The organism is Microcoleus sp. S1D4 (assembly GCF_036700765.1).
Classification (GTDB): Bacteria; Cyanobacteriota; Cyanobacteriia; order Cyanobacteriales; family Microcoleaceae; genus Microcoleus.
Genome location: NZ_JAUBPP010000010.1, coordinates 175944 through 200952, shown reverse-complemented (window position 1 = coordinate 200952; position 25009 = coordinate 175944). Strand labels below are relative to the sequence as shown.

Genomic DNA, 25009 nt, shown 5'->3' with positions numbered 1-25009 from the left:
CTTGACAAACCGGCGGGTTTCACGTTGCAGCATCTCAACCGACTTGTTCGATATACTGAGCGAGATCGTCGCGCAGGCGGCTGAGTTCGGCTTCGGTGGTGACGCGCACGCGATCGTCCCTAACCGTAATCAGCACTTTCGCAGCAAAAGGAGTTGGCCAGATATTCGGGTTGCAAAAAACCTCCAAAAATACATCCCCCGCATACCGATATTCCATCGGTTTTTGGGGAGAAGCTTTAGCGCCAGCGGTTTTGGCTGCTACGGCTTTTAAGCTGTCCATCAAAGCTGCAATCTCGCTTTGCAAATCCCGCGCGGCTTGCGGGGAAAAGCTAAAGGAAACAGAACCTTCAATTAAATTCAGTGTCAGGGGAGAAAGAGACATGGGCAATGAAATTTAACATACAATTGTTAATGATAAAAGATATAGTAACCCAAAAGAAGTACCCGCCAGCTAAATTGGACTGCAAGAATGCTATTAATTACAATTTGTCTCAAGAAGCTGGGCAAAATTAATGAATGTAAATCTAACCGCAACCTAGATTCTACAATACTTTTAATTTGCGATCGCTCGATCGGCTTTAAACTAGAAGCAATAACACTTGATGGCCGATCGAGGAGATTTTATGGTTGCCGATAACCGTTCCGAAATCCGCAAGGTTTTAATAATTACCTTATTGCTAAATTTGCTGGTGATGGCAATTAAAGCAGCCGTGGGATGGCTGACTGGTTCCCTCAGTTTGCTGGCAGATGCTTTGCACAGCGTCACGGACAGCGCTAATAATATTTTAGGATTGGTAACTAATCATTATGCCAATCCGCAGCCCGATCGCGATCATCCCTACGGACACCAGAAATTTGACGCTCTCGGAGCTCTGGGAATAGCTGTTTTTCTGGGAATTGCCTGTTTTGAAATTCTCAGCGGCGCTGTTGAAAGGTTGCTCAAAGGTGGCACAGTTGTCAAAATATCCCCAAATGAACTGTGGATATTGCTGCTCGTACTGGGGATTAATATTTTTGTCACTTTTTACGAGCGCAGGGTTGGGAAACGTCTCGGTAGCGCGATTTTGGTGGCTGACGCTCAGCACACGATGAGCGATGTTTGGGTGACAATTATGGTAATTGCTGGGTTGATTGGTGTTTGGCAAGGGCAGGTTTGGAATATACCTCAATTGCAATCCCTAGACGTGTTTTTGTCTTTTCCTGTGGCTGTTTTGGTATTTAGCAGCGGTTGGAAAGTTTTAAGGGAAAATCTGCCTTGGTTGGTGGATGAAATGGCGATCGCCCCGGAAGCGATCCACGCGATCGCAATGGATGTACCGGGTGTTGTCAACTGTCACTCGATCGCCTCTCGCGGTGCGATCGGGCGTCAAGTGTTTATTGATATGCACATGATTGTGAATGCGGCTGATGTAGAAACTGCTCACCAGATTACAGAAGAAGTAGAAGCCCGTTTGGAAGAACGTTTCAGCCCTGTACGCATCTTAATTCACGTCGAGCCTCCGGCTTACGAGTCCGATCGAATTAGCTACGATTCTCAAGAGAATGAAGCAGGAAAGAGGATGCAGGAAGGAGGAAATATCTAGGCTGTACCGGCAGCAAACAGCAGACTCTGGGATTGAGCAAGAAAGCCTTTTTGGGCGATCGGCATTCCTAGATTTTTTGAAATTTTATCAATCGGATTCAAGCGAGCACACTTAATTTTGTGGCGCTTTTCCACAGGAAAAGGGGGGTTTTCCACAGGAAAAGGCAAGTTTTCCACAATAAATTTGATAATTATCGATCAAAAGACTATGGTAAGTAATTGGACAGAATTAATTACACACTGATTTTTTGCTGATTCTTTACTAGACAAGGCTTGTAGCCCAGAGTTTTGTGTAATTAATTGTGTCTTACTACTTACAAGTTGGTAGTTTTTTGGATTTATACGGCCATTTTCTGTCGCAAGTCCCAAGGTAGCAGAATTTCGACTTGGGAGCCCAAAGCTCCCAACCACCTCCGGGTCAGGCGTTGCTGATTTACGGTATGAAAGGCTAAATATGCAAGTCATAGAAACCAGAATCCACAAAACTTCTGAATTTTCAACTTATTTTTTTCATACCCTGATTAAGCAACGCCCCGGGTCAATTGTTGATCTATTTGCTATGGAAGGTTCCGGTAAATTGAAAAAGGGGGAAACTGCTAGGGTTTGTGGTCTGCCCATAGGTCGTGCGGAAGTCACGAATGCCGTCGGCGGTAAGTTCACCCATCTAACTTTGGTAAGTTTCATCCCATAACCAAGTCTAAATCACCAACCGCATTAGCCCCGGATCAATGACCTCCCGTTAGTCTAAAATCTCCTGATTTGTTTTTGGGCTATATCAGGCATATATTCCGCATTTATCTATAAAATAGTACATAGACACCTCTAATTATTCAGGTTGAGCTATGGATGATGCGTACAATATCCGAGAGGCTAGAAAGGGGTTTGGTAGGATGCAGAAACTCATTCTTCAATCGCTATATTTATCCTCTGAACCCATCAAAAAATTTACCTCTGTCAAAAGCACATTACTCAGTCTTCAGGATAGAGGTCTTGTTCAATTAAAAGAGGATCGATCGGGTTTCTCTAACCAATTTAGGGCAGGCTGTTTGTCAAATTTGGCAAGGGCAGAATGATGATGGAGGAGTAGATTTTTCACCAGAAGCAGAAAGTGAAAGCAAAAAATAATCATCTAAATTAACTAAAATTAGAGAGGCAAAACTTGAGAAAAGTAATCAGTTTCTATAACTCTACAAACAAGGACTCAGTTATCAAGAGATAGGTGATCAGCATGGACTAAGCAGAGAAAGAGTCCGGCAAGTTCTGAATATTAATCCTGCATTCCATGAGTATTTGGAAGAACGCAAGAAAGACAAACTTGCTGAAGAGAGAGTGAAAGCACTTGCTGAACAAGAGAAAGAAGAACGGTTAAAGAAAGAACTCTATTCAAGAAGCTTGGCTGTCCTCTATCCAGAACGAGTTGCAAAATTATGGGACTATGATAAAAATGGAGATCTAAAGCCTGAAGATGTTGTTTCTAGAACTTTACTCCAGGATATATGGCTTAAATGTCCTCTTGATGGACACTCTTGGAAAAAGAAAGTTGGTGATATTGCCGCCATCTGGAAAGATAAGGGAACAAGTGGATGCCCAATGTGTGCAGGTAGAAAAAAGAAGGCTGAAAAACAGGCTAGTTTAATAGAAGTTTATCCTGAACTTGTTAGTCAATACTGGGATTACGAAAAAAATAAAGGACTTAATTTAGACCCTGCAACCCTTTCTTTAGGTAGTAATAAAAAAGCTTGGCTTAAATGCCCCCATGATGGCAATGAATGGCAAACAAAAATTTCCATAACAATCAATCAACAATGGTCAAAGGGTAATCCCGGATGCCGAGTTTGCAATGGAACTGATGAGCGCAAGCGTGGTGAATGGCACCGTAGAGAGCCAATAGCAGTTGAATTTCCTGATGAAGTTGCGAAGTATTGGTTTTACGACGCAAATCATGAACTAGGACTTGATCCCATGAAATTAACAATGGGATCAGCAAAAGAAGCTTGGTTTAAATGTCCTATAGATGATTATGGGTGGGTAGCTCCTCTTTCTCAAATCAAAGTATCTTGGAAAAAAGGAAATAGTGGTTGTCCTAAATGTTCAGGAAGAACTGATAAATATAAAAAACAATCCAGTCTGATAAAAACCTATGCAGAATTGGTGGATAATTATTGGAATTACACAAAGAATAATGAATTAGCACTAGATCCAGCTAAAATTACTACTGGTAGTAGCAAAGAAGCTTGGTTTAAATGTCCTATAGATGGATATGAATGGAAAACTAAGATTAATAGTATTACGAGAGCTTCTTGGAGTCGAGGTAATAGCGGATGCGCTCGTTGTTTTGGCTGGTCTTTAGAAGCAATTCGTCAGTTTGTAGCTAGTTTAGAAGTTCACATTCCCAACCTAACCCAAGCAGAACTGTACAAAATATTTGAGCAATCAGGTGTTTTAAATACGCAGAATTCTGAAGGACTCAAGATTGTAAAAAATATTATCAAAGGTAAACTAGCAGGGCAAAAACTTCGAGATGTAATTCAAGGTAAGACCATCAAAACCTCAGAAGTCGAGAGTGTCTCAAATGATGATTTAAAAGCTGATTCTGAACTTAAAATTGTTGATAAAGCCTCTCAAACTTTTGAAACAAACAGTGATTCCACAGAACAACTTAATGAATCTAATCAACTGCCAAAAGTAAAAGTACAAAAAAGTCTAGAATTTCTAAGTAGTCAAGTTGTTGCTTCAGCAGATCAAGAGGCGATTGATTTCTTTATTGCTTCTAGGCTTAATCGGATTTGGGCAGAAGTTTTTGAGGATGAATCTGCTGTTGAAGGTGTAGAAGCATTTACTGATGAGGGTTATGGTCGTCAGGTGAGAGATCTATTTCTTGACGAATACAACCAAGCGCGGGATATGCAAATTCCGTCAGGTTGGGCATTCCGCATTAATGGCAAAATTACCCCTCCAAACTTAATGCAGAAGTTGACGGCGGTACAGCTACGCAATCGAAAGCGAATGTTAAATCTTTCGTTAACAGGAACAGGTAAAACAATTGGTGGTATTCTGAGCAGCCGTATTATTGATGCTCATCTCACAATAATTATTTGTCCATTAGACACAATTCCAAACTGGCATGGAGAAATCAAGCACGTTTTTCCTGATAGTCGAGTAACAATAAAAAATTTCAATCCTCATTGGTTAGAGATTGAGGAGGGACATCACTACATTCTGCTGAATCATGAAATGTTCCAGCAACCCTCAACACCTGGTCACATTCGACAACTGCTAGAACGATACAAAATTGACCTGATTATTGTAGATGAGATTCATCGTTGTAAACATCGTAGTGACGATCCATCTAAACGGCGACAGATGGTTCTTGCACTGATTACGAATGCAACTGAGAACAATCCTGAACTTCATGTGCTGGGAATGAGTGCAACTCCTGTAATTAATAATCTAAAAGAAGGTAAAAGTTTAGTTGAATTAGTAACAGGTATAGAACGATCTGATTTAGGTGAAAAAGCTACGCTTAACAACTGTATGCGTTTACATCAGGCACTTGTTACTCTGGGAATTCGTTCCAGAGTCAAGCCTAAGATCAAAATCAACAGGGTTACGATTCCAGTTAATTGTACTCACTTGGTTGATGAAATGCGAGAAAAAGCTACATCTCTTCTAAAGATGGAGCAAATCCTTACCCGCGCCAGAATTCCAGCGATTTTGAAGGAACTTCAACCAAAAACAATTGTTTATACTCATTACGTTGAGGGCATTGTCGATCAGCTAAAAGAGGCGATCGAGGGAGAAGGATGGACTGTCGGTTTTCACATGGGGGGAGATAAGAGTGGCCGTAACAATTTTATTGATGGCTCTACAGACATTTTGATTGCTAGTAGTGCAATGGCTACTGGTGTCGATGGATTTCAACGAGTTTGCGATCGCCTAATTCTGAATATTCCACCCTGGACAAGTGCTGAATTAGAGCAGCTAGAAGGGCGATTGAATCGTCAGGGGCAAATTCACGATACTCTCACTATCCTCATGCCTGTAACTTATGGTTTAGACAACGGAGAACGCTGGAGTTGGGATGAGGGGCGATTAGCTCGGTTACAAAACAAACAAACAGTTGCCGATGCTGCGGTTGATGGTGTGATGCCTCAAGGTCAGCTACGTACAGAATCTCAAGCATTTCGAGACTTGCGGCAGTGGTTAGAACGATTGAAAACAGGCGAACAAAAATCAATTATTCGCCCTAGAATCTTTGTTCCACTTCCAGATGTTGACCCTATAGATGTGCAGCGACGCAATTTTCAGTATGGTGATTTTAGCCGTATGAATGCTCGTTGGAATAGCAGCTACAGTCACACTACCTACGAACGCTTACAAGGCAATCCTGAAGAGTGGATGCAATACCATACGCTTTATCAAGAAGCTCGAAAAACCTGGTCAGTTACTCCTTATGAGGAGGCTATCAAGTGGCTTCAGAAGCGCTCGGATTTAGTAGTGGCTGATTTTGGTTGTGGGGAAGCACTGATAGCTAAAACTCTTACTGGTAAGCATACAGTTCACAGTTTTGATTTCATTGCTATCAATGATTCAGTCATCGAGTGCGATATGACTCGTGTGCCTTTAGAGGATAGCTGTCTGGACGTTGCTATGTTTAATTTGTCACTTATAGGTTTGAATATCTCTGATTATATTCGAGAAGCAGCCCGGACACTCAAACTTGATGGACAACTCTGGATTTATGAAGTAACTTCCCACATTAAAGATATTCAAAGGTTTGTAAGAGGGCTTGAACTAGCAGGTTTTAGAATAATTGAAAATACCGAGGTATGGAAATTCCGGTATATTCAAGCAATCAAATCAGAAGAGGTTGAACTCTCACAAATTAGAGTACAACTCTAGTGTACCGAGCGGGCTAACAAATCGTTGTCGCGCAATTTTGAGGGCGGATTTGCAAATTTCGCTTGAGTTTCAAGTTTTCTGGGGCCATACGGGCGATCGACTTTCACGAAAAAACTGCGGTAATCTAGAACCATAACAGATGCTTGCTAATATAGAAGTAGTAACTTGGTAGAGCCTATGACATTAGCAATTGCGATCGATTATTCAGCAAACCCTAAATATATTTAGAATACTTTCATCAAGATATCGGAATCAAAGAAGACGCTTCTGATTAAGATTTAATTTGATTGCTGGTATTTATAATTATGAATTTTCTTTGAAGATAAATTAGCCATCGCCTGAGACTTTCGCAAGAGGTCTATTGACGCTGTTGGCAACTACAGGAAAAGGTCAACAGCTCCAATGACATCAATTACTGTTGGAACAGGTGGCAACTAATTTACTCACGATTCGACATGAGCGTTATGAACAAGGAGTGTTGAAACGCAGACCGAAACCGTATTCTCGAATGCAGGAACCTCGCTCTCTCTTGAAAGCTAAGCTGACTGAGGGCGTAATTAAGCCTTTTTCAGTGCCATTTCACTTAAGTCCTCACTACAAATCTATATTGTCGTAGTTGGAGCGGGCGTCAGATTAATAGCGTGGCACGGTGCGATCGACTACCATTGAGTAAGCATCGATGCCGCCAACGATATTTTTAACGTTGGTAAATCCTCGATCGGTTAACCACTGGCACATTTGAGCCGATCGCACTCCGTGATGACACAGGACGAGGGTTTCTGTGTCGCGATCGAGTCTAGTGTCAATTTCACCAGACCATTCGGCAAACTCGCTAAGCGGAAAAACTACAAATCCCGGCAGGGCCGCGAGTTCAATTTCGTGAGGTTCCCGAACGTCCACAAGCTGAAATTTCTCAGCATCGGTCGTTTTTTCTGCTAAGTAGCGACCTAATTCTTCGACGGTAATTTGAGCAAAATTTTGTGACATTTGATTATTTAAAAAAGTCATTAATCAGTAGTCAGTAGTCAGTAGTCAGCAGTCAGTAGTCAGCAGTCATTAGTCATTAGTCATTAGTCATTTAACAGCTAACAGCTAACAGCTAACAGTTAACAGCTAACAGCTAACAGCTAACTGTCAACAGCTAACAGTTAACTGTTCGGACAGTTTCAGGGTTCACATACAAAAGCTCGAAACCGAGTTTCTGAGGTTGCAAGTGCGCCCGCAGATTGTGATGAGGACGATCGCACTCACTACAATTAGCAATTACTAATTACCAATTAGCAATTACCATTTCCCAATAAATAATTAATTGAGCCGCGAAGGCGGTGGCATTAGCTCGACGGGAGGAGTAGGTGCAGGACGCCCGTCCAACTGGCTCACTTTTTCCCTTGGATCGAGACAAGTTGCCAGCAACCTGTCAGTGGGAAAGTCGAGCCTGCCGCTCAACCCGACGACGCATTCAGCAAACTGTTCTGGTAATAAACTGCGGCGGCACCCATCAAGCACTAACAGGGGAGCTGCAGGTTGAGTTTTTGTTTTGGTGTGAATATTCACTACGCAAGTAGTCAATTCGTCTGGCCGCCTCACCTGCCGACAGGTAGAGAGGGCTTCGAGACCAGAAATATTTGTTTTGCGGTTGATTTGGAGGGCGCATCTAGATATGTCGCGGGGGTGGAGCGCGTCGGCACAAGCTGCTGCAGCTGCCTCGGCCCCTACTCCGGCTTCGATTAATTCTTTAGCGCAGACGCGATAGGAATTTTGAGTTCGGGGAAATCTCAGAGTGATGGCTGATGCTGGGGAGATTGGCAGTGCTACTGCCAACAAACTCAGGGCGACTAGGGGAGTGCCGAGAGCTAACATCCAGCGCGGTGCTGGCTTTGGGGCAGAAGTTAGGGAAAAATTGCGCTTTTGCATGGCTGATCGAGTTGTGAGTTTTTGGGCTGATTGGGGCGATCGAGCGATCGGCTTTTCCTTCAGAATTTACCGCACATTACGGTTCGCTGCGGTCGATCAATTTTTTTATTGATATTTGTGAGAATTTTGAGCGTTATAAACATATAATATAGAGTCTGCATAAAATTGCATACAGAGATTAGAGAGGAAAATAAATGTCTCGATATCGAGGCCCCCGATTAAGAATCGTTCGTCGCCTGAAAGAGTTGCCCGGTTTAACCCGCAAAACGCCCAGACGCGATTACCCGCCTGGGCAGCACGGTCAAAACCGCAAAAAGCTCTCTGAGTATGCGGTTCGTTTGCAAGAAAAGCAAAAACTCCGTTTCAATTACGGTGTGACGGAACGCCAATTGCTCCGTTACGTCCGCAAAGCCCGCCGTGCCACGGGCTCCACAGGTCAAGTGTTACTGCAATTTTTGGAAATGCGCTTGGACAATACTGTGTTTCGGATGGGAATGGCTCCAACCATTCCGTCCGCTAGACAATTGGTAAATCACGGTCACATCACTGTTAACGATCGTGAAGTCAATATCGCCAGCTATCAGTGCAAGCCTGGTGAAGTGATTGCAGTGAAAAATAGAGAGCGATCGCGCACGATGGTGGAAACCAATCTCAAAGATCCAGGCTTGGCTCACTTGCCCAGTCACTTGGAATTTGATAAGCAAAAACTGGTCGGCAAAGTCAACGGCGTTGTCGAACGCGAGTGGATTGCTCTTCAGATTAATGAACTGCTAGTGGTTGAATACTACTCGCGTCAAGCTTAATTTATTAGTCATCAGTCGTTGGTCATTAGTCATCAGTTAGTTGCTAGCAAAGAATTAAAAATTGGGTACGCACTCTGTGATTAGTTAATTGCTACTGAATAACTAGGGCTAAGGACTGAAGACTGATTTTTTAGACACAGCTATGCTGAAGGCTGAAAAAAGCTTTTTGACGGTCAACAATTAAGTGTTAATAGTTAACAGTTAATTGTTGGCCGTTAAATTATATCCCGATTGTTCGATGTTCGGGCTTTAGCTTGTAAGGAAGGAAAATTTAATAATTTAAACATCTGCCACACTCGTCTCTATACCCTTTCTCAAAAAGGTGAGGTACAGGTTGAGATTTGAGATTTGAGATTCTTCGGCTTCGCGAGCGTACAAGTTTTAGACTGGGGAATTGAGGGATTCAGGGATATATCGATCAATATAGCGGTTCTCAAAAAAGTGAGGATAGCCCGGTTTGGCCTATGCCCGGTTTGGCCTATGCCCGGTTTGGCCTATGCCCGGTTTGGCCTATGCCGGATAGTACCTCATGTGAGAGCACAGAAAGGCTATACCTCATCTTTTTTATGATAACTACTATATACCTCTTGCAAAAATTACAAATTATCTGAAATTATCTGCGTCGAACCGTGTTGCATCTGCTTTTTATCTGCGGTTTATGTATCGATTCCGTGACTTGTGCAATGCCAGTTTTTTCTCCCGAAGCCCAGGCCTCAAGAGAGGCAGAGCCTCCGGATATGCATTACCAGGCAGAGCCTGGTAAAGAGCAAAAATATTAATTTGCCGATTTAAAAACCTAGGTTTTAGGGCTTAACAAGGAAACGATGGCAGCATTTAGCCCGCCAAAAATTGCTCGAATTCCCGATCGAATAAATCGCCCCAAGGGCCAAAACAAATTTCGCGCGAACTCATCCACTCGGCTCTCAAATCTCTAGAGCTAGCTAAATCCATAGCATTAAAGACGATCGACTTGCCGAGTATAGCGGCTAACTCCAATCCTCGGGCGAGGGCGGCAATTCCCTCTGGCGCGACAGCATCCACTTGCTGCAGATCCACGACAACTCTCAGGGTGGCCGTTTCCAAAGCTTGCTCCAAATTAATTTGGAAATCTAGGACAGAGATGCCGCCGAGACAGCCCTTGAGTTGCAAAATAATGGTGTTGCATGGGGTGGTTCGGTGAGCTAGTTGAGAGGTTGAATCCGAAACAAATGCAGGCGTGAGGTTAGTAGCGGTCTTCATATTTCTTCCCCCTGCGAGACCGCAACATAACTCTACTCAATACGGGGTAAATGGGGGGAAAAAGGATGCAAGGTGTCTGGAAGATAGCTATAACCATCTGGTTTTAAAAATTTGTTTACAGTATTTGTACTTAATTCCTGGAATTTGTTTGTTACTCTTGGACGCGCTGGCGATTGGGCCCGCGAGGGATAGCTTCGCCGCGGCTGCGGGTGTTTTGTGAACATCTGCGGGCCAGTAAGGCTTCGGAGTCGGTGGTGGGCGATTCTGGAAGGTGGATAGTTATCCTACTCTTCACCGAACCGCTGCGGGGAACGGGAACGCGAGAGCGAACGATCGCCCGTTATTCTCAAAAAGTGTTGCTGGCTTCAAGGCAACTGGTAAAATAAAATTATCGCTTGACAAAAATCACCTGAACTGCATATCCTAGTAAACTCTAAAAACAAGCTTAAATGTTTGAGGGCGATCGCTGCTAGTAGGTGATGTCGATCGTCGGCAAATTTACGGATCTATGCACTCCATCGTGACACAAACTCAACCTTTATCCGGGTATACCCTGCCAGTATTTGCCTGTGCAGCAGCACTTGCAGCTTTGCGGTGCTTGCGTGGAGGTATTCAGTATGTAGATACTGTATCAGTAGATTTACTGGAACCGCAAGTAACTGCAGAAATTCCGATCGAACAAGCATCTGTACTCAAAACGGATACTGCTCTAGGCGTGACTCGCTCCGAGCCGGGAGACAACCTCGATTTGACTCGCAATACCCCCGTTTGGGCAATGGTGGAATTGCACAGAGGGGAGGGGGAGAGGGAGAGAGGGAGAGGGGGAGAGGGGGAGAATGGGGGAGAGAGGGGGAGAGGGGGAGAGGGGGAGAATGGGGGAGAGAGGGGGAGAGAGGGAGAGGGGGAGAATGGGGGAGAGATGAGGAGAGAGGGAGAGGGGGAGAATGGAAGAGAGGGAGAGCAGATTGTGATTGTTGGGGGTGAGGGAATTGGACATCACAAAGCAGGTGGAGGAGCGGCAATCTATGATTATGCGATGCGGCTGCTGCGATCGAATCTGAGCAGAGAACTCGCACGGGGAGAAAAAATTACTGTCACCCTGATTTTGCCTTCAGGGCGCAAACTGGCGGCCCGCACTTCTAACGCAGCTTTCGGTGTCGTAGAAGGACTTTCGCTGCTGGGTACAACGGGCATTTCTCAACCGCTGAGCGCCCCCGGACAGTTGGAAGTTTATCGCGAACAACTGCAACAAAAAGCCGAACTGTTTGACACTTTAGTTTTCTGCATTGGCGAAAATGGCTTGGATTTGGCGCGACAACTGGGGATCGATCCGCAGCGGCTGGTGAAAACTGCTAACTGGCTGGGCCCGCTGCTGGTAGAGGCTGGATTTCAGGGCGTGCGATCGATTTTGCTGTTTGGCTATCACGGTAAATTGATGAAATTGGCGGCGGGGATTTTTCACACTCACCACCACCTCGCCGATGGGCGCAGGGAAATTCTCACAGCTTACTGTGCTAAAGCTGGAATGCCCGCCGATGCCTGTTCCGCGATTTTTTCAGCAGCGACGGCCGAAGAGGCTCTCGGGCAACTGCGGGCTTTGGATGCGGCAACTGGTAGCAATTGGGTCGATCGAATTTACGGTGAGATTAGCCGAGAAATAGACTTGCGATCGGCGGATTGCATTTTTACTCACACCAACCAGCGTATTCCCGTGGGCTCAGTGATGTTTGGGCGCGATCGCAAAATTATTGTTAAAAGTGACATAGGAGATACATTTTTGACACAAATTTGTTAATGTAGTGTGAATATCCCGTAATTCTTTGTAAAAGATAGCTCAGGGATAATATTTAACAAGTAATAATTCTCAGTCCCTAGACCTTGATTATACTGGGTTGCGTCCTGAATAAATTTCTGATGCAATAGTTTAATTAATTAGGGTAAGGCTAGAAGTAAATTTATGCTTGTCGCAGACCCTATTAATTGACTGAGATCGCTGACAGCAATCTAGTATAAATCTTATTTATTCCTAGCGACTAAGGGTAGCTCGCTTCCATCAATTTTGGACTCAAGCAGCGACCAATACCTCCGCTACATTCTGCCCAACTAGCAATTAGCAATTACGCAATCACCGTGACTACTCAAATAGAAACTGACTCTGACCTCACAAACTCTTCTCTGGGGCAAATAGACCGCCAAATGATCGTGATTCTCGACTTCGGTTCGCAATATTCCGAACTGATTGCTCGCCGCATTCGCGAAACTCAAGTATATTCAGAAGTTATTTCTTACCGCACTACTGCAGAACAGTTAAAAGCGATCGCACCTAAAGGAATTATTCTGTCAGGAGGGCCGAGTTCTGTATACGATGAAAGAGCTCCCCAATGCGACCCGGAAATTTGGAATTTGGGAATCCCTGTGCTGGGTGTTTGCTACGGGATGCAGTTGATGGTAAAGCAACTCGGCGGGACAGTTGAGCGGGCTAAGTTGGCGGAATACGGCAAGGCATCGCTATTTATTGACGATCCTACGGATTTGCTGACAAATGTCGAGGAGGGCAGCACGATGTGGATGAGCCACGGAGACTCCTGTAGCGAGTTGCCGTCGGGTTTTGAGATCCTCGCTCACACGGACAATACTCCGTCTGCTGCTGTGGCTAACCATGAGAAAAGTTTGTACGGCGTTCAGTTTCACCCAGAAGTGGTTCACTCGATCGGCGGACAAGCTTTGATTCGCAATTTTGTTTACCATATTTGCGAGTGCGAACCGACTTGGACGACAGCTACTTTTGTCGAAGAAACTATTCGCGAAATTCGTGCCAGGGTGGGAGATCAACGAGTTTTGTTGGCTCTATCCGGTGGGGTTGATTCTTCGACTTTGGCTTTCTTGCTGCACCAGGCGATCGGCGACCAACTTACTTGTATGTTTATCGACCAAGGGTTTATGCGGAAGCAGGAACCGGAACGGTTGGTGAAATTATTTCAAGAGCAATTCCACATTCCGGTGCAGTACGTTCAAGCTCGCAGTCGCTTTTTGGCTAAGCTTGAAGGTGTTACCGATCCTGAAGTAAAACGCAAGCGGATCGGTCACGAATTTATCAGTGTATTTGAAGAAGAATCGAAGCGTCTGGGCCCTTTTGATTACCTAGCCCAAGGCACTCTTTACCCGGATGTGATTGAATCTGCTGACACGAATGTAGACCCGAAAAGCGGCGAACGAGTTGCTGTTAAAATTAAAAGTCACCACAATGTGGGCGGGTTGCCTAAAGATTTGTGCTTTAAGTTGATCGAACCGCTGCGAAAGTTGTTCAAGGATGAGGTGCGAAAAGTCGGCCGGTCGATCGGGCTTCCCGAAGAAATCGTCAACCGACAACCTTTCCCCGGCCCGGGATTGGCCATTCGGATTACGGGAGAAGTTACCGCAGAGAGACTAAATATTCTGCGGGATGCTGATTTTATAGTTCGCCAAGAAATTAACCGGCACGGATTGTACGGGGAACTTTGGCAAGCTTTTGCTGTTTTGCTGCCGATTCGCAGTGTTGGGGTGATGGGCGATCAGCGCACCTATGCTTACCCGATCGTTCTACGATTTATCACAAGTGAAGACGGGATGACGGCTGATTGGGCACGGGTTCCTTACGATTTGTTGGAACTGATCTCGAACCGGATTGTGAATGAGGTTAAGGGGGTAAACCGGGTGGTTTACGATATTACTTCTAAGCCGCCTGGTACGATCGAGTGGGAGTGATTTTCGCTTAGGACGGGTGGGCGGACAATTCTTTTGTCCGTCTCCTGGATTTGCGGGCGTTGCTTAATCAGGGTATGAAAAAAATAACTTGAAAATCCCGAAGTTTTGTAGATACTGGTTTCTCTGACTTGCATATTGAGCCAGTCATACCCTAAATCAGCAACGCCGACATTTGAACCATTATGGGACCAAGTAAGTGCATGGAAATGCTATTTTTATGTAACTGATGGATGGTCTGTATATCCCATGTTTATTCCTGATGGGGATCAGATTATTAGCAAGACTTATATGACCCGAGTTGAAGGGAAAAATACCAGACTAAGACATTATTTGGCTAGGCTACATCGTAAGACTCTTTGTTATTCTAAATGTGAGGAAATGCTCAAGCATTCTATTAAGTTATTAATAGATTACTTGAAGTTTGACGATATTCCCATGACCGGGGCATTCATACCTTGATTCAGCAACGCCGAAACCCGGTTTCTGGGATTTTGGTGGATTTAATTTGATCGCTGCGTGGCGATAAACCGGGTTTATATGAAGATTTAGGTTGAGTGGGAGAGCTCGGGGAAGAAACCCGGTTTCTGGGATTTTAGTGGATTTAATTTTATCGCTGTGTGTCTGGTAACGAGTAATTTAATTAATGTCTCAGCAACCGCAAACCACTCAATGTTACCAAAACTGTAGATCCTTCATGACCGATAACGCCGATCGGCATTGTGATATTTCCTAAAAAATTAGCAGCCAACAATAGTATAATGCAGCTTAGCGCAAAAACAATGTTTTGTTTGACTACATTTTGAGCGCGGCGGCCCAAACTAATTGCTTTACCTAGTTGTTCTAGTTTATCTGCCATTAATACGATATCAGCAGTTTCTAAAGCGACATCGCTACCGGAAATTCCCATCGCAATTCCCACGGAAGCTTGGGCGAGGGCTGGTGCGTCGTTGATGCCGTCTCCTACCATTGCGACGGTTTGATACTGGGTTTGCAGCTTTTTAATTAGGTGCACTTTGTCTTCCGGCAAAAGTTCGGCGTACACTTCGTTAATGCCTAGTTGTTGGGCGATGTATTGAGCGGTTTGTTCGTTGTCGCCTGTCAGCATTATGATATGTTCTACACCTAAATTTTGCAAGCGTTTTACTGTGGCTGCCGCTTCCGGGCGGACTGTATCTGCGACTGCAATGATGCCCAAAAGTTCATCGCCCTTTGCTACCCAAACAACTGTTTTTCCCTCTGCTTGCAATTGTTGGCTGATGTGAGTCAACTCCGAAGTTGCTCGCACAAAATCGGCTTTACCAATGGTAATCGTTTGATTGTTAACTTTGCCGACTATTCCGCGACCTATTTTTGCTTGTACGTCGATCGCGCTTGACAATTGTAACTTTTGCTGCTGGGCGGCTTGGACAATTGCTTGGGCGATCGCGTGTTCGGAATGAGTTTCGAGGGCTGCAGCCAATTGCAGAACTTCTGTTTCAGTATATCCGGTTGCTGGTACAATTTGGATAACTTCAGGTTTTCCCGTGGTGAGGGTTCCGGTTTTGTCAAAGGCGATCGCCCGGACTTTACCAACTATCTCCAATTGCGCGCCGCTTTTAAACAAAATTCCCTGTTTCGCCCCGTTAGCCATACCCGAAAGCAGCGCCGGCATAATCGAAGCCATCAGCGCGCAGGGGGATGCGACTACTAGGAAAATCAGCGCTCGATAGATGGTATCTTCCCAATTCCAGTTTAAAATAAAAGGCGGCAAAATTGCCAACAACAAGCCTAGACCGACAATTAATTTAGCATAACCGCGCTCGAACTTTTCCACAAATTGCTGAGAAGGAGGCGCTTCTGTTTGTGCTTGTTGTACCAGCCGAATCACTCGCTGAATCAAACTGCTTTCGGGAGTTTTGTGAACTTCTAATTGTAGCGCGCCGGCACCGTTAATCGTGCCTGCAAAGACTTCATCGCCAGCAACTTTTTCCACGGGCATCGATTCGCCGGTAATCGAGGCTTGATTGAGGGTGCTGTAGCCTTCGATAATTATCGCATCTGTAGGAATAATTTCTCCGGGCTTGACTAAAAGCCGATCGCCAATTGCCAATTTGTCGATCGCAACCAACCGTTCCCCATCGTACATTATCACCCTAGCAGTATCCGCCGTCAAACTCATCAAACTGCGGATGCTGCGTTCAGTCCGCTGCATCGCATAACCTTCCAGCGCGCCGCTAATTGCAAAGATTAAAATCAACACAGCGCCGTCAACAATTAAATGATATTCTTGCCGCCACAGCCCCAAACCAGCCGCACCTAAAGCAGCAACAATCATCAACAAATCTACATCTAATTCGCGTTCTTGAAAAAGCGTAGTCAAGCCTTCGCGGGTGCTGGAATAGCCGCCGATCACGTAAGCAGCGGGCAATATTAACACCGCTAAGCCCAGCCAACCGACTTGTAGGGCGATCGAACCCAAAATTACCAGAATTCCGCACAGGGCGGCAGTCACAGCATCTGGATGTTCTGCGGCGAGGCGCGACAGGCGCGAGGTGGGGAGGGAATTGGGAGTCATGGGAAAATTTGACTTGGTAGAATGACTCCTGCATCGTAAACCTTGACATTAATGTCAATGTCAAGCTTTTGGTCTAAATTCCCTGCGGGTAGGGAAACGGAACTGCCGTTTCCTGTATTTCGGGCGATCGCAAACCGCGATAAACTGTCGGTAAATCTGGTAAGAAAACAGCATTGCCATGTCCTGCACAAACAAACATAGTCCTGGACACATCAAGCCAAATAAACCCGGTTTTTCACCCAATCTGTCGGCTACAATCAAGTATTTTCCTAAAAACCAGGTTTCTGACCACCCGTGCGTCCAAGACTATATCTATCCCAATCTGGAAATCAATTCATCAGCCGATAACTGAGGCAATTGTTCCAACAACAATGTCAACTCTGCGACAGGTAAAGCCAACAAATTAGCAACCAGTGTAGGTAAACTATCGCCAAATTCATTTAAGCGCAGTGCCAAGACATTTTCTGCTAACAATCTCACCGCTTCTTGCCTGCCTGCTGCATCCACCGCGAGCATAGATATCGCCAGCAAAATTACCGTAAACTCGGCAGCAGGTATCCTGGACACGGGAGAGAGAAACGCTATCATCAACGAGTCTAGTTCTCCAAATCTCACTCGCAGAAAATTCTCTAAAATTAAGCGCTGTTGTTCTTGTCTTCCTTGTTCTAATCCTTGTTCTAATCCTTGTTCTAATCCTTGCTCTAATCCTTGCTCTAATCCTTGTTCCTGTGCTGCTTGTAACTGTTCTTGAAAGAGAGGTGCGATAGTCATAATTAACTCCCGGTCTTCTGTTTCTATGGGCTGTTCTAAATTTGCTACTAAGTTTGATTGCAGTCGATACAGCAATTCTAACGCATTAGTTCGCAGGGGGTTGTCTGTAGCCAAGGCGATCAACTCGGCCACTGCTTTTTCCTGCACCTTTCCTCTGCCCAAAATCCTCAGCCACAAGGTTTCGGGAGTTTTTGGCAACTGATGGATTACCACAATTGCCGATCGCAAATATTCCCCCAAAAAATAGATACCGGGCATCCAATTGGGTTCGTCTGGTTGTGCGCGAAACCCGTTTAACAGCGATTCTGAGGCTGTGGGAGTGAGAATCCACAATTTCGGAAAATCATTTTCGTTAAGTCGAATATTGTCTCTTCTGGCTTCTCGCTCTAATTCGCTCTGAATATCAAACAATTTGCTGATGCAACCGACAACTTCCCTGATAGTTGCCGGGTTGCGGAACGGTTCAAAAATTGCCGTCGCAGTTGCTAGTTGCCCCAACAATCCTAAGTTTTTGATATGTTCTGGGACTGTGGCTTCATGAGTAAAGTAAACATCGATTTCTTGCACTTCGGAAGTGACATCGCGACCGATATTGACTGTTCCTAATGGAGACAGCATTTCTTCTAGGTATTCTTTGGCAAAGCGATCGTGAATTAATCGAGTCATTCGATTTTATATTTAAGATTTTGGATTCACTGCATCAGTTAATTCTATCATGTTTTAAAGCGATATTTTCAATTTTAAATTAGAGTAAAATAGAAAGATATCACAAAATATAAATTACTTTTTTATCGCAATAACACTTCTAAAAATTGAGTATTTTAAAAATTAAACGCTATTCAATAAGAACATTAATTATAAAAATTGCATAGTCCCGCGCCGGACACGGCATTGCCGTTTACCTACAGATATCGGATATAATTTAGAAGATTTAGTCCTAGTTTGCAGAATTGGTGTTGTGCAACAAGAATACCTGACAATCAAACAACTTACTGAAGCGGTAAAAGGCACAATTACGCCTCGGATGGTGCGGCATTATCACGCTTTGGGGCTGCTATCTCCGGCCGTGCGATCGACCTCTAACTACAGACTTTACACCCGCAGCGACGTGCAAAGACTTCAAAGAATAGTCGCACTCAAGCAACAAGGCTTTCAACTGTCTCACATTCGCAAATTGCTAGAAACTGATGCGGATGCTTCTCCTGACGCGCTGGTGGCGGCTTTGCAACAGCAATATCTGTCGGTAATTCAGCAGATTGTTCGCCTCCGAGAAACGGCTTGTGCACTGGAAGGATTGCTGGGGCGGGATCTTTCCTGTCAAGCGGTGCAAGCGGGCGCACTGGCGCAATTGAGGCTGTTGCAGGCGCAAACTGACGGGGAGTTGGGACAGTTGGAACAACTTTGGGAGGGTTGGGATGCGGGGGCGCACACTCACCCGGAGGCGTTTGGGGAGTCGTTGCAGCATTTGTTGCCGGATTTGAGCGATCGCTCGGAAATTGAGGTAGACTTGCTTTCTAAACTGGTTTTAGCCTGCGGTGATTGTTCGCTGTTGCCGTTTGTGAAGTTGAGCCAAACGGCGATTAAATCGGCGCGGGAAGCTTTGAAAAATCAATGTCAAATTGTCGCTGATGTGCCGCCTGTGTTTGCGGCTTTGGATCACACAAGATTGGCGCATTTGGGAATAAGTATTGCAACTTTAATTGACGATCCGCACATCAATGCTGCGGCGGAAGCTGAACAGGAATTTTGGGCTGAGCGTGAGTGGTTTGAAAAGTTGTTGAAATTGGAAAAAAAATGTATATTGGTGATAGGATATGCGCCGTCTGTGCTGATGGCGGTGTGCGAGGCGATCGAGAACGGGCAACTGCAACCGGCTTTGGTGATTGGAATGCCGATCGGGTTTAGTCATTCTCCGGTGGCGAAACGGCGGTTAGTGCGATCGGGCGTTCCTTATATTACGACGGTGGGAACTTTTGGCGGTGGTTTATTGGCGGCGGTGGCTTTGAATGCTTTGGTTGAGTCTTTGATTGAAAAGCCGAATTGCCACTGTCATCTCAAGTGACTAAGGCAACAAATATAACTCACACAGCAACAAAGTTACATTAAAGAGTTTGTTCAGATTTATGTTAGATCAATTTGAAAGTTGGATTCAGGACAAACGTCAGGAAATTGAAAACTGGGGTTATCAATTAGAGATCGTAAAATCTCCGTCAGATGTAGCTCAACAAAGTCTACGCTTGGACTTAGATTCTGATAATTATATCGCTCGAATAACACTATGGGAATCGGGAGATTCTCAACTAGAAATTATAGATGTTGTTTCAGAAAAAATGGTGTTTGATGAATATTTAAAGATTCAGGCGAATTTTAACTTCAGCAAAGCTTGTGAAAACTTCTTCAATATTTTGAATTTAAACATTTGTTGAAAAGGAGTTAAATATATACATATTGAAACTCATTTGTATAAAAATATTGTAACTGGTCAAAAACTCGCACCCAAAATTACGATCTATCCAGATGTGAGGAATTAAAAAAATGGAAGAAATAAAGGCTAAAATCATCAAAATTGCTACCAATATCATTAACCAAGAAATAGATTTATTAGATGGATGTCGTACATTAGTGCATCTTCAACGTGAATTAGCAGAGCCACCTGAAGCCTTCTTTGTATTAAGAGGAATAGATTCCGAGACAGATATTTTTCCTATTGTCCCCGCAGAAAGAAAACAATGGGCTTCAGAAGCGTTGTCAAGATTAGATACAGAAAAAAATGAATATATTTCTTTAGTAAAAGAGGAAATAATAGAAGCCTGTAGGGAAATAATACAGCAGATTCCACATTTATGAAGTACACCGCGCGATCGTTAGCTCACCGTAGGGACACGGCATTGCCGTGTCCCTACATTTCATAAACTGGAATACGCTGTAACTAGCCTTAGCACTGAACAGACGCCGAATGGCAGCTCATTCAACCACTAAATCGCGAACAACAGCGTACAAATCAAATTCTCCTTTCTGCGGTTGCAAATTTACATCGTTGCTTCTTCCTTCACCATTTTCCCAACGCCCCCCAAACAGCACCCGAAACCACACCCCAAATCGCCCCCAAACCAGCCCCCACGATCGCCCCCGCGACAGGCGCAAACTGCATCGGCACCCCAGCGCCCAAAGCCGGAAACATCGCAGACACCCCCGCCCCCAACACAGCACCCGCAAAAGTCCCCAAAAAACTGCCCCAAATCGCCCCCAAAGTTCCACCCCTCCAACCCGAAGGCTGAAACGACACCGGCAGCTTCGGCGAAAACCCGCAAACACCCAACAAACTACCAGAAACCACACCCCCAACAGCACCCACACCCGCCGCCACGATCGCCACAGCCAGCAACAAACTCGCAAACTCGTTCACCGGCCGCATCTGCCCGCTATATTGCTGCCAAACCACCAGGCCGGCCCCCAACAAAATACCAGCCACAGTACCCGCAAACGCTCCCCAAACCGCTCCTAAATACGCTCCCCGCCGGCCCCACGTCCTCCCCACAGGCATCGCCAGAGGAGGCTTGCAAACAGCCCAAACAAAGCCCCACACCATACCAACCCCCGCGCCGGACAAAATTCCCTGCCCGATCGCCGGATTTTCACTCATCACCCCAAACACCGCACCGCCGATCGCAGCCAAAAAGAAAGCCCCCCACAGAGTCCCCACCAAAACCCCTCCCCACTTCCGCCAAATCTGGTTCGGCGGCAAAGTAAAAATCCCCCAAATCATCCCAAAAAAACTTCCCCAAATCGAACCGACAAAAATCGCCCCCAAAATCGCGCCGCCGCCCTGGGCCACAGCCGAAAAAACCCCCGCCGCCGCCGCCAAACACAAAGTACCCCAAACACCGCCCCAACCAGCATCCCGAACAATGCGCTCCAACTTGCCCACCGGAGCCCTCGCCCCAGGAGTCCGACTCCGAGAAGACATCGGCATCGGTAACAGCGGCACTGCGTACTGGCCTAGTTGGCGCGGCAGCCCCGTTGAGGAGTATTGACGGCGCGGTGCGGTGTCCCTCACAGGCGCTGTGGGTTGGGGCTTTTTACGCTTGGTTTTGGCTGGCTGCAAGTGCAATCCGTTGTTGACTGCTTGTCGCGAAGGAAACGGATCGCGGCCTTTGAGGAGTTTTGCCCGATCGCACCAAGGACACCGACTCAAATGATTTCCGTATTTATGCTGAGAGTTTTTGCTGCAAGTAACTAAAGCATCTTCCGCTTCCCGAATCGCATTCACCCAAGTTTTCGCATCCGGGCGCGCCGCCGGATTGAGGTGTCCTTCCTCAAAACAGCGGATAAACATCTGTCGCAGCCTCGGCTGCAGCATATCGAAGGGCGGCGCTGCGGGCATCGGGCGGTAGGGTATCCGTTTGGTACCGCTGGGGAAATGGCCCGATCGAATTCTCGCTTCCAAAGGCGGCGGTTCATCGCTACCGAGATAAACCCCCGAAAACGGGTGCGTACCTTCCATCAGCAATTGAAAAATTAGCACCGCTAAACCGAACAAATCGTGCTCTGGGGCTCGATCAATATCCCGAAAAGTCTGTCCCTGCAATTCCGGCGGCGTAAACTCCGGCTTCCCCACGGGACACCGATAAACGTAACCCGTATAAGGATCGCGCACTTGAAACGAATCGGTGTCTACCAGCGTTACCAAAGCCGTATCCGTCACGAGAATGTTCGACTCGTTCACATCGCCGATGACGTAACCCCTGACGTGGAGGGCGTTTACCGCCGAGGCGAGATTTCGGGCGGTGCGGTGGAGGTAAAGATAGCTAAATAGCGGTTTTTGTTCGCGCCTGGTTTTGGGAGTGTAGAAAGTGTGTATTGGCATCACTTTCTTGACGCGCGGCATCACAAAACCGACGATTTTTTCGCGCCCGCCGACAGTATGCAGCAAATCGACTGGCCAAGCTATTGAGGCGTGTCCCGGTTCGGCGATCGGCGCATCCGGCGGCATACTGAACATGACTGTGAGTTTGTCGCCGTCTTCGTCTGTCGGTTTGTGGTAGATTTTTGCTACTAGGGATGGATCTTGGGCGATCGGGTAGATGCGACCTTCACCGCCGCTGGCGATCGCGCTGTTGCTGTCGATCGCAATCAGTTGTCCGCTAAATTGGCGCTGCAACTGCATAGAATTCCGTTAGGGGATAGAGGATTAGTAGATTTTAGATTTTAGATTTTAGATTTTAGATTTGCGGTAGTGGTACAGAAGCGTCCTTGGATCCGGACTGAAGTCCGAACGATCGAACCAATTTTATTGTGGTTGTTCGTGGGAAGGGTGTCTCGCCCCTCCCATGCAAATTAGACGTGAATCAGCTTCAAATCCACGGACAATAACATCTTATCCTCAATTTTTTGTTTGACGGCGGGTGTCACCTGACAATTATCGGTGTTGAGGCATTCCACCAGCAAGTTGTAGGCGTAGTAATACTGTTTCAGCAAGGTTTTTTGTTGGGGGCGAAAATCTAAATTGTAGCCGATCGCGCTCTTAAATTTTGCCAGCCAACTTTTGCCGTACTCTTTCCGCCACTTTTTCCAATTTTGCAAATCTGGCATCTGATGCTGAAATTGTTGCAGCAGTTGTTTGAGTTCCGGTTCAATATTCAGCCCCAATATCCCCACCAATACACCAGTCAAATCCTCGTCAAATTCCAGTTTTCGCATCCCGATATTCTCCGCAAATTCCACATCTTGTCCCGCTTTTGCCAAACAATTTCGCAACTTGCAAAATTTCGATTTATCAAAATCGAGACTTGGTTCGAGGACGCGAGTCAAAGTCAAATCTAAGACACAAACCAAGGCTACATAAAAAGCCCGAATTTCCCCTTTATTCAAATTATTTCCCACTAACACCGACTTCTGATTAGCCCAGATTAGCAACTGCTGCAAGGTTTGATCTTTCGCTGCCATACTGTCAATTTTTTCTTGCATTAGCAGCACAAGTTCGTCAGCAGGTTGCAAAATGCCGGCGACTCTCAAAAATTCATTTTTCCACTTTTTGTCTGCAATGCGGCTGACAAATTCTGGTAGCGATTCCGGGTTGGCACTGTCAATCAGATATTCTGGTTGAGTGTCGGTTTCCTCTATTAGTTCGTCAACTGCAGTTTTGATAAAATTATCCACCAACCAGTCGCGGGTACGCGAGAAATTGCTGTCCAATTCCAAGTAATGACTGCCTAATTTTGCCTTAAAGTCTTTGGGGAAAATCTCTTTGGCGGCTAACAGATTTTTCCAGTGAGTTAGCTGGCTGCTGTTACGTTCGGGAAAGCGGTTGTACAGATAGTCGATCGCGATCGCCTCTAGAATCGCCGCACCCAGGATTTCCCGCCGCTTTAGTTCGTTCTCTGGCGCGCTTTCGGGGCGCTGAGTTAGGTCGATATGCTGGCTGAGAGTTGTTTCGATCGATCGTTCAATCAGCCATTTACCCGCACGGTAAAAATTGCGATCGAACTCCAAGTAAATCGCCCCAAACAATGCCTCAAAAGTCTGAGACAAAAAATTATTATACTCGCCATTGTCTGTTTCTTTCCAGTTACCGACAGGCCGACCAAATTCGCTCAATTTTAAATTTTGTGCTAATTCGGCAATTTTTTTTTGGTCTGCTAAACGACTTTTTAGCGTTGCTATATAATCGCAGTTCAGATCGGGATAGGTGCGGTACAGGTAGTCGGTAACAACAGCATCAAAAATCGCTCCGCCTAGGAGTGACAGCCGTTGCTGCTTCACCTCTTTCCCTGTTTGGCGATCGCACTTGTTGCCTAGCTGCCAGCGGCTAGTCAAGGCAATTTCCAGCAGTTCGGTTTGCCCGAAGTCCTGCAGGTCGATCGCTGCTTTGACTGCTTCAACATCTACCTTTTGAATTTTTATCTGCTTTAATTCTTTTTCACATTCATCCCATTTTTCCAACCAATCACTGCCTGCATCTTCCACGTACAAATCAACAAAATCTACCCCGCGATCCATCCAATCATCCTGCATTTTCCTCGCTGCTTCCAGTTCTTCCAAGACTTTTTGCAAGTTGCTTTCAACGGTGCTTGTACCTTGTACTGTCATAGTATTGATTTTGATGTAATTTGATTTTATTTCCAACAATTTCACTGCGATACAATCAAATCTCTATCTTTCTTAGGGTGCAAATTAGGAACCTTACCGCTATTGATTGCTGCGGTAAATCTTCCCGTTGCTTAGCATTCGTATCGATCGCCTGTTGCCCTTCATGATGTCAACAATCGCTTAAAAACCTTTGTATTTTTCGTTTATACCCGAATCTCGATCCCCCTCAATCCCCCTTAAGTGGAGGACGCAATAAAAAACTCTTGTCCCCCCGATAGATTGGAGGGGCCAGGGCGATCCAAGGCCTAATAATCAAACAGCAGACCCATACTAAGTTTGACATTAAATTGACAGCTATGCCTGTGGCCGCAGTCTGGCAGAATACCCCTCCCGGAAACAGAAAATGGGAGG

21 protein-coding genes are annotated in these 25009 nt (G+C 45.6%); 11 read left to right on the top strand and 10 right to left on the bottom strand.

All coding sequences use genetic code 11. The annotated features are described in order from the left end of the window. Positions 1 to 34: 34 nt before the first annotated feature. A complete protein-coding gene (locus tag QT998_RS13200) occupies positions 35 to 382 on the bottom strand; it encodes a hypothetical protein (RefSeq protein ID WP_193974387.1) in 348 nt (115 codons plus the stop codon). 241 nt (positions 383 to 623) lie between these two features. Between QT998_RS13200 and QT998_RS13195 the strand changes: the two genes are divergently transcribed. After that, entirely contained in the window at positions 624 to 1583 is a 960-nt protein-coding gene (locus tag QT998_RS13195; RefSeq protein WP_333118680.1) for a cation diffusion facilitator family transporter, read from the top strand. Here the strand turns inward: QT998_RS13195 and QT998_RS13190 are convergent. Beyond that, a complete protein-coding gene (locus QT998_RS13190) occupies positions 1580 to 1759 on the bottom strand; it encodes a hypothetical protein (protein WP_333118678.1) in 180 nt (59 codons plus the stop codon). The genes QT998_RS13195 and QT998_RS13190 overlap by 4 nt on opposite strands. 277 nt (positions 1760 to 2036) lie before the next feature. Here QT998_RS13190 and QT998_RS13185 point away from each other — a divergent pair, with 277 nt between their 5' ends. Both QT998_RS13185 and QT998_RS13180 read left to right on the top strand, forming a co-directional pair. Beyond that, positions 2037 to 2273: a hypothetical protein gene (locus QT998_RS13185; RefSeq protein WP_333087268.1), complete on the top strand. Its 237-nt coding sequence runs from the start codon at positions 2037 to 2039 to the stop codon at positions 2271 to 2273. 599 nt (positions 2274 to 2872) lie between these two features. Further along, a complete protein-coding gene (locus tag QT998_RS13180; RefSeq protein WP_333118676.1) occupies positions 2873 to 6484 on the top strand; it encodes a zinc-ribbon domain-containing protein in 3612 nt (1203 codons plus the stop codon). A 633-nt stretch (positions 6485 to 7117) separates the two neighbouring features. On the opposite strand, the gene QT998_RS13175 is transcribed toward QT998_RS13180, so the two are convergent. Then, positions 7118 to 7471, bottom strand: coding sequence for a rhodanese-like domain-containing protein (locus QT998_RS13175; protein WP_333087270.1), 354 nt, complete (start codon positions 7469 to 7471; stop codon positions 7118 to 7120). 318 nt (positions 7472 to 7789) lie between these two features. Continuing rightward, positions 7790 to 8398, bottom strand: coding sequence for a hypothetical protein (locus QT998_RS13170; protein WP_333087271.1), 609 nt, complete (start codon positions 8396 to 8398; stop codon positions 7790 to 7792). Between the two features lie 194 nt (positions 8399 to 8592). Between QT998_RS13170 and rpsD the strand changes: the two genes are divergently transcribed. Continuing rightward, complete coding sequence (gene rpsD / locus QT998_RS13165) at positions 8593 to 9201, top strand: 30S ribosomal protein S4 (RefSeq protein ID WP_194071088.1); 609 nt, start codon at positions 8593 to 8595, stop codon at positions 9199 to 9201. Positions 9202 to 10035: 834 nt separating this feature from the next. On the opposite strand, the gene QT998_RS13160 is transcribed toward rpsD, so the two are convergent. Next, entirely contained in the window at positions 10036 to 10440 is a 405-nt protein-coding gene (locus QT998_RS13160; RefSeq protein WP_333087272.1) for an STAS domain-containing protein, read from the bottom strand. 209 nt (positions 10441 to 10649) lie between these two features. Here QT998_RS13160 and QT998_RS13155 point away from each other — a divergent pair, with 209 nt between their 5' ends. The 4 genes from QT998_RS13155 to QT998_RS13140 all read left to right on the top strand — a co-directional run bounded on the left by QT998_RS13155 (position 10650) and on the right by QT998_RS13140 (position 14643). After that, complete coding sequence (locus QT998_RS13155; RefSeq protein ID WP_333087273.1) at positions 10650 to 10826, top strand: hypothetical protein; 177 nt, start codon at positions 10650 to 10652, stop codon at positions 10824 to 10826. A gap of 122 nt (positions 10827 to 10948) precedes the next feature. Then, on the top strand, positions 10949 to 12235 hold the full coding sequence (gene cbiD / locus QT998_RS13150) for a cobalt-precorrin-5B (C(1))-methyltransferase CbiD (RefSeq protein WP_442921507.1): 1287 nt from the start codon (positions 10949 to 10951) through the stop codon (positions 12233 to 12235). Between the two features lie 335 nt (positions 12236 to 12570). Continuing rightward, on the top strand, positions 12571 to 14184 hold the full coding sequence (gene guaA, locus QT998_RS13145) for a glutamine-hydrolyzing GMP synthase (protein ID WP_333087274.1): 1614 nt from the start codon (positions 12571 to 12573) through the stop codon (positions 14182 to 14184). 111 nt (positions 14185 to 14295) lie between these two features. Then, complete coding sequence (locus QT998_RS13140) at positions 14296 to 14643, top strand: IS1 family transposase (RefSeq protein ID WP_333087490.1); 348 nt, start codon at positions 14296 to 14298, stop codon at positions 14641 to 14643. A gap of 181 nt (positions 14644 to 14824) precedes the next feature. Here QT998_RS13140 and QT998_RS13135 read toward each other — a convergent pair whose 3' ends face one another. The 3 genes from QT998_RS13135 to QT998_RS13125 all read right to left on the bottom strand — a co-directional run bounded on the left by QT998_RS13135 (position 14825) and on the right by QT998_RS13125 (position 18175). After that, positions 14825 to 16738: a heavy metal translocating P-type ATPase gene (locus QT998_RS13135; protein WP_333115344.1), complete on the bottom strand. Its 1914-nt coding sequence runs from the start codon at positions 16736 to 16738 to the stop codon at positions 14825 to 14827. 73 nt (positions 16739 to 16811) lie between these two features. Then, positions 16812 to 16937, bottom strand: a complete 126-nt coding sequence (locus tag QT998_RS13130) for a hypothetical protein (protein ID WP_333087277.1) — start codon at positions 16935 to 16937, stop codon at positions 16812 to 16814. Positions 16938 to 17050: 113 nt separating this feature from the next. Next, positions 17051 to 18175, bottom strand: a complete 1125-nt coding sequence (locus QT998_RS13125; RefSeq protein WP_333115347.1) for a flagellar assembly protein H — start codon at positions 18173 to 18175, stop codon at positions 17051 to 17053. Positions 18176 to 18467: 292 nt separating this feature from the next. On the opposite strand from QT998_RS13125, the gene QT998_RS13120 reads away from it, so the two are divergent. The 3 genes from QT998_RS13120 to QT998_RS13110 all read left to right on the top strand — a co-directional run bounded on the left by QT998_RS13120 (position 18468) and on the right by QT998_RS13110 (position 20356). Next, a complete protein-coding gene (locus QT998_RS13120) occupies positions 18468 to 19571 on the top strand; it encodes a precorrin-8X methylmutase (protein WP_333087279.1) in 1104 nt (367 codons plus the stop codon). A 61-nt stretch (positions 19572 to 19632) separates the two neighbouring features. Next, positions 19633 to 19935, top strand: a complete 303-nt coding sequence (locus QT998_RS13115) for an immunity protein TriTu family protein (protein ID WP_333087280.1) — start codon at positions 19633 to 19635, stop codon at positions 19933 to 19935. A 109-nt stretch (positions 19936 to 20044) separates the two neighbouring features. Next, positions 20045 to 20356, top strand: a complete 312-nt coding sequence (locus QT998_RS13110; protein WP_333087281.1) for a hypothetical protein — start codon at positions 20045 to 20047, stop codon at positions 20354 to 20356. 202 nt (positions 20357 to 20558) lie between these two features. On the opposite strand, the gene QT998_RS13105 is transcribed toward QT998_RS13110, so the two are convergent. Further along, the gene (locus QT998_RS13105; protein WP_333115350.1) at positions 20559 to 22676 is read right to left on the bottom strand and encodes a DNA-binding protein; all 2118 of its coding nucleotides are present in this window, start codon (positions 22674 to 22676) and stop codon (positions 20559 to 20561) included. 170 nt (positions 22677 to 22846) lie between these two features. Continuing rightward, positions 22847 to 24598, bottom strand: a complete 1752-nt coding sequence (locus QT998_RS13100; protein ID WP_333115353.1) for an NACHT C-terminal helical domain 2-containing protein — start codon at positions 24596 to 24598, stop codon at positions 22847 to 22849. Positions 24599 to 25009: the final 411 nt, after the last annotated feature.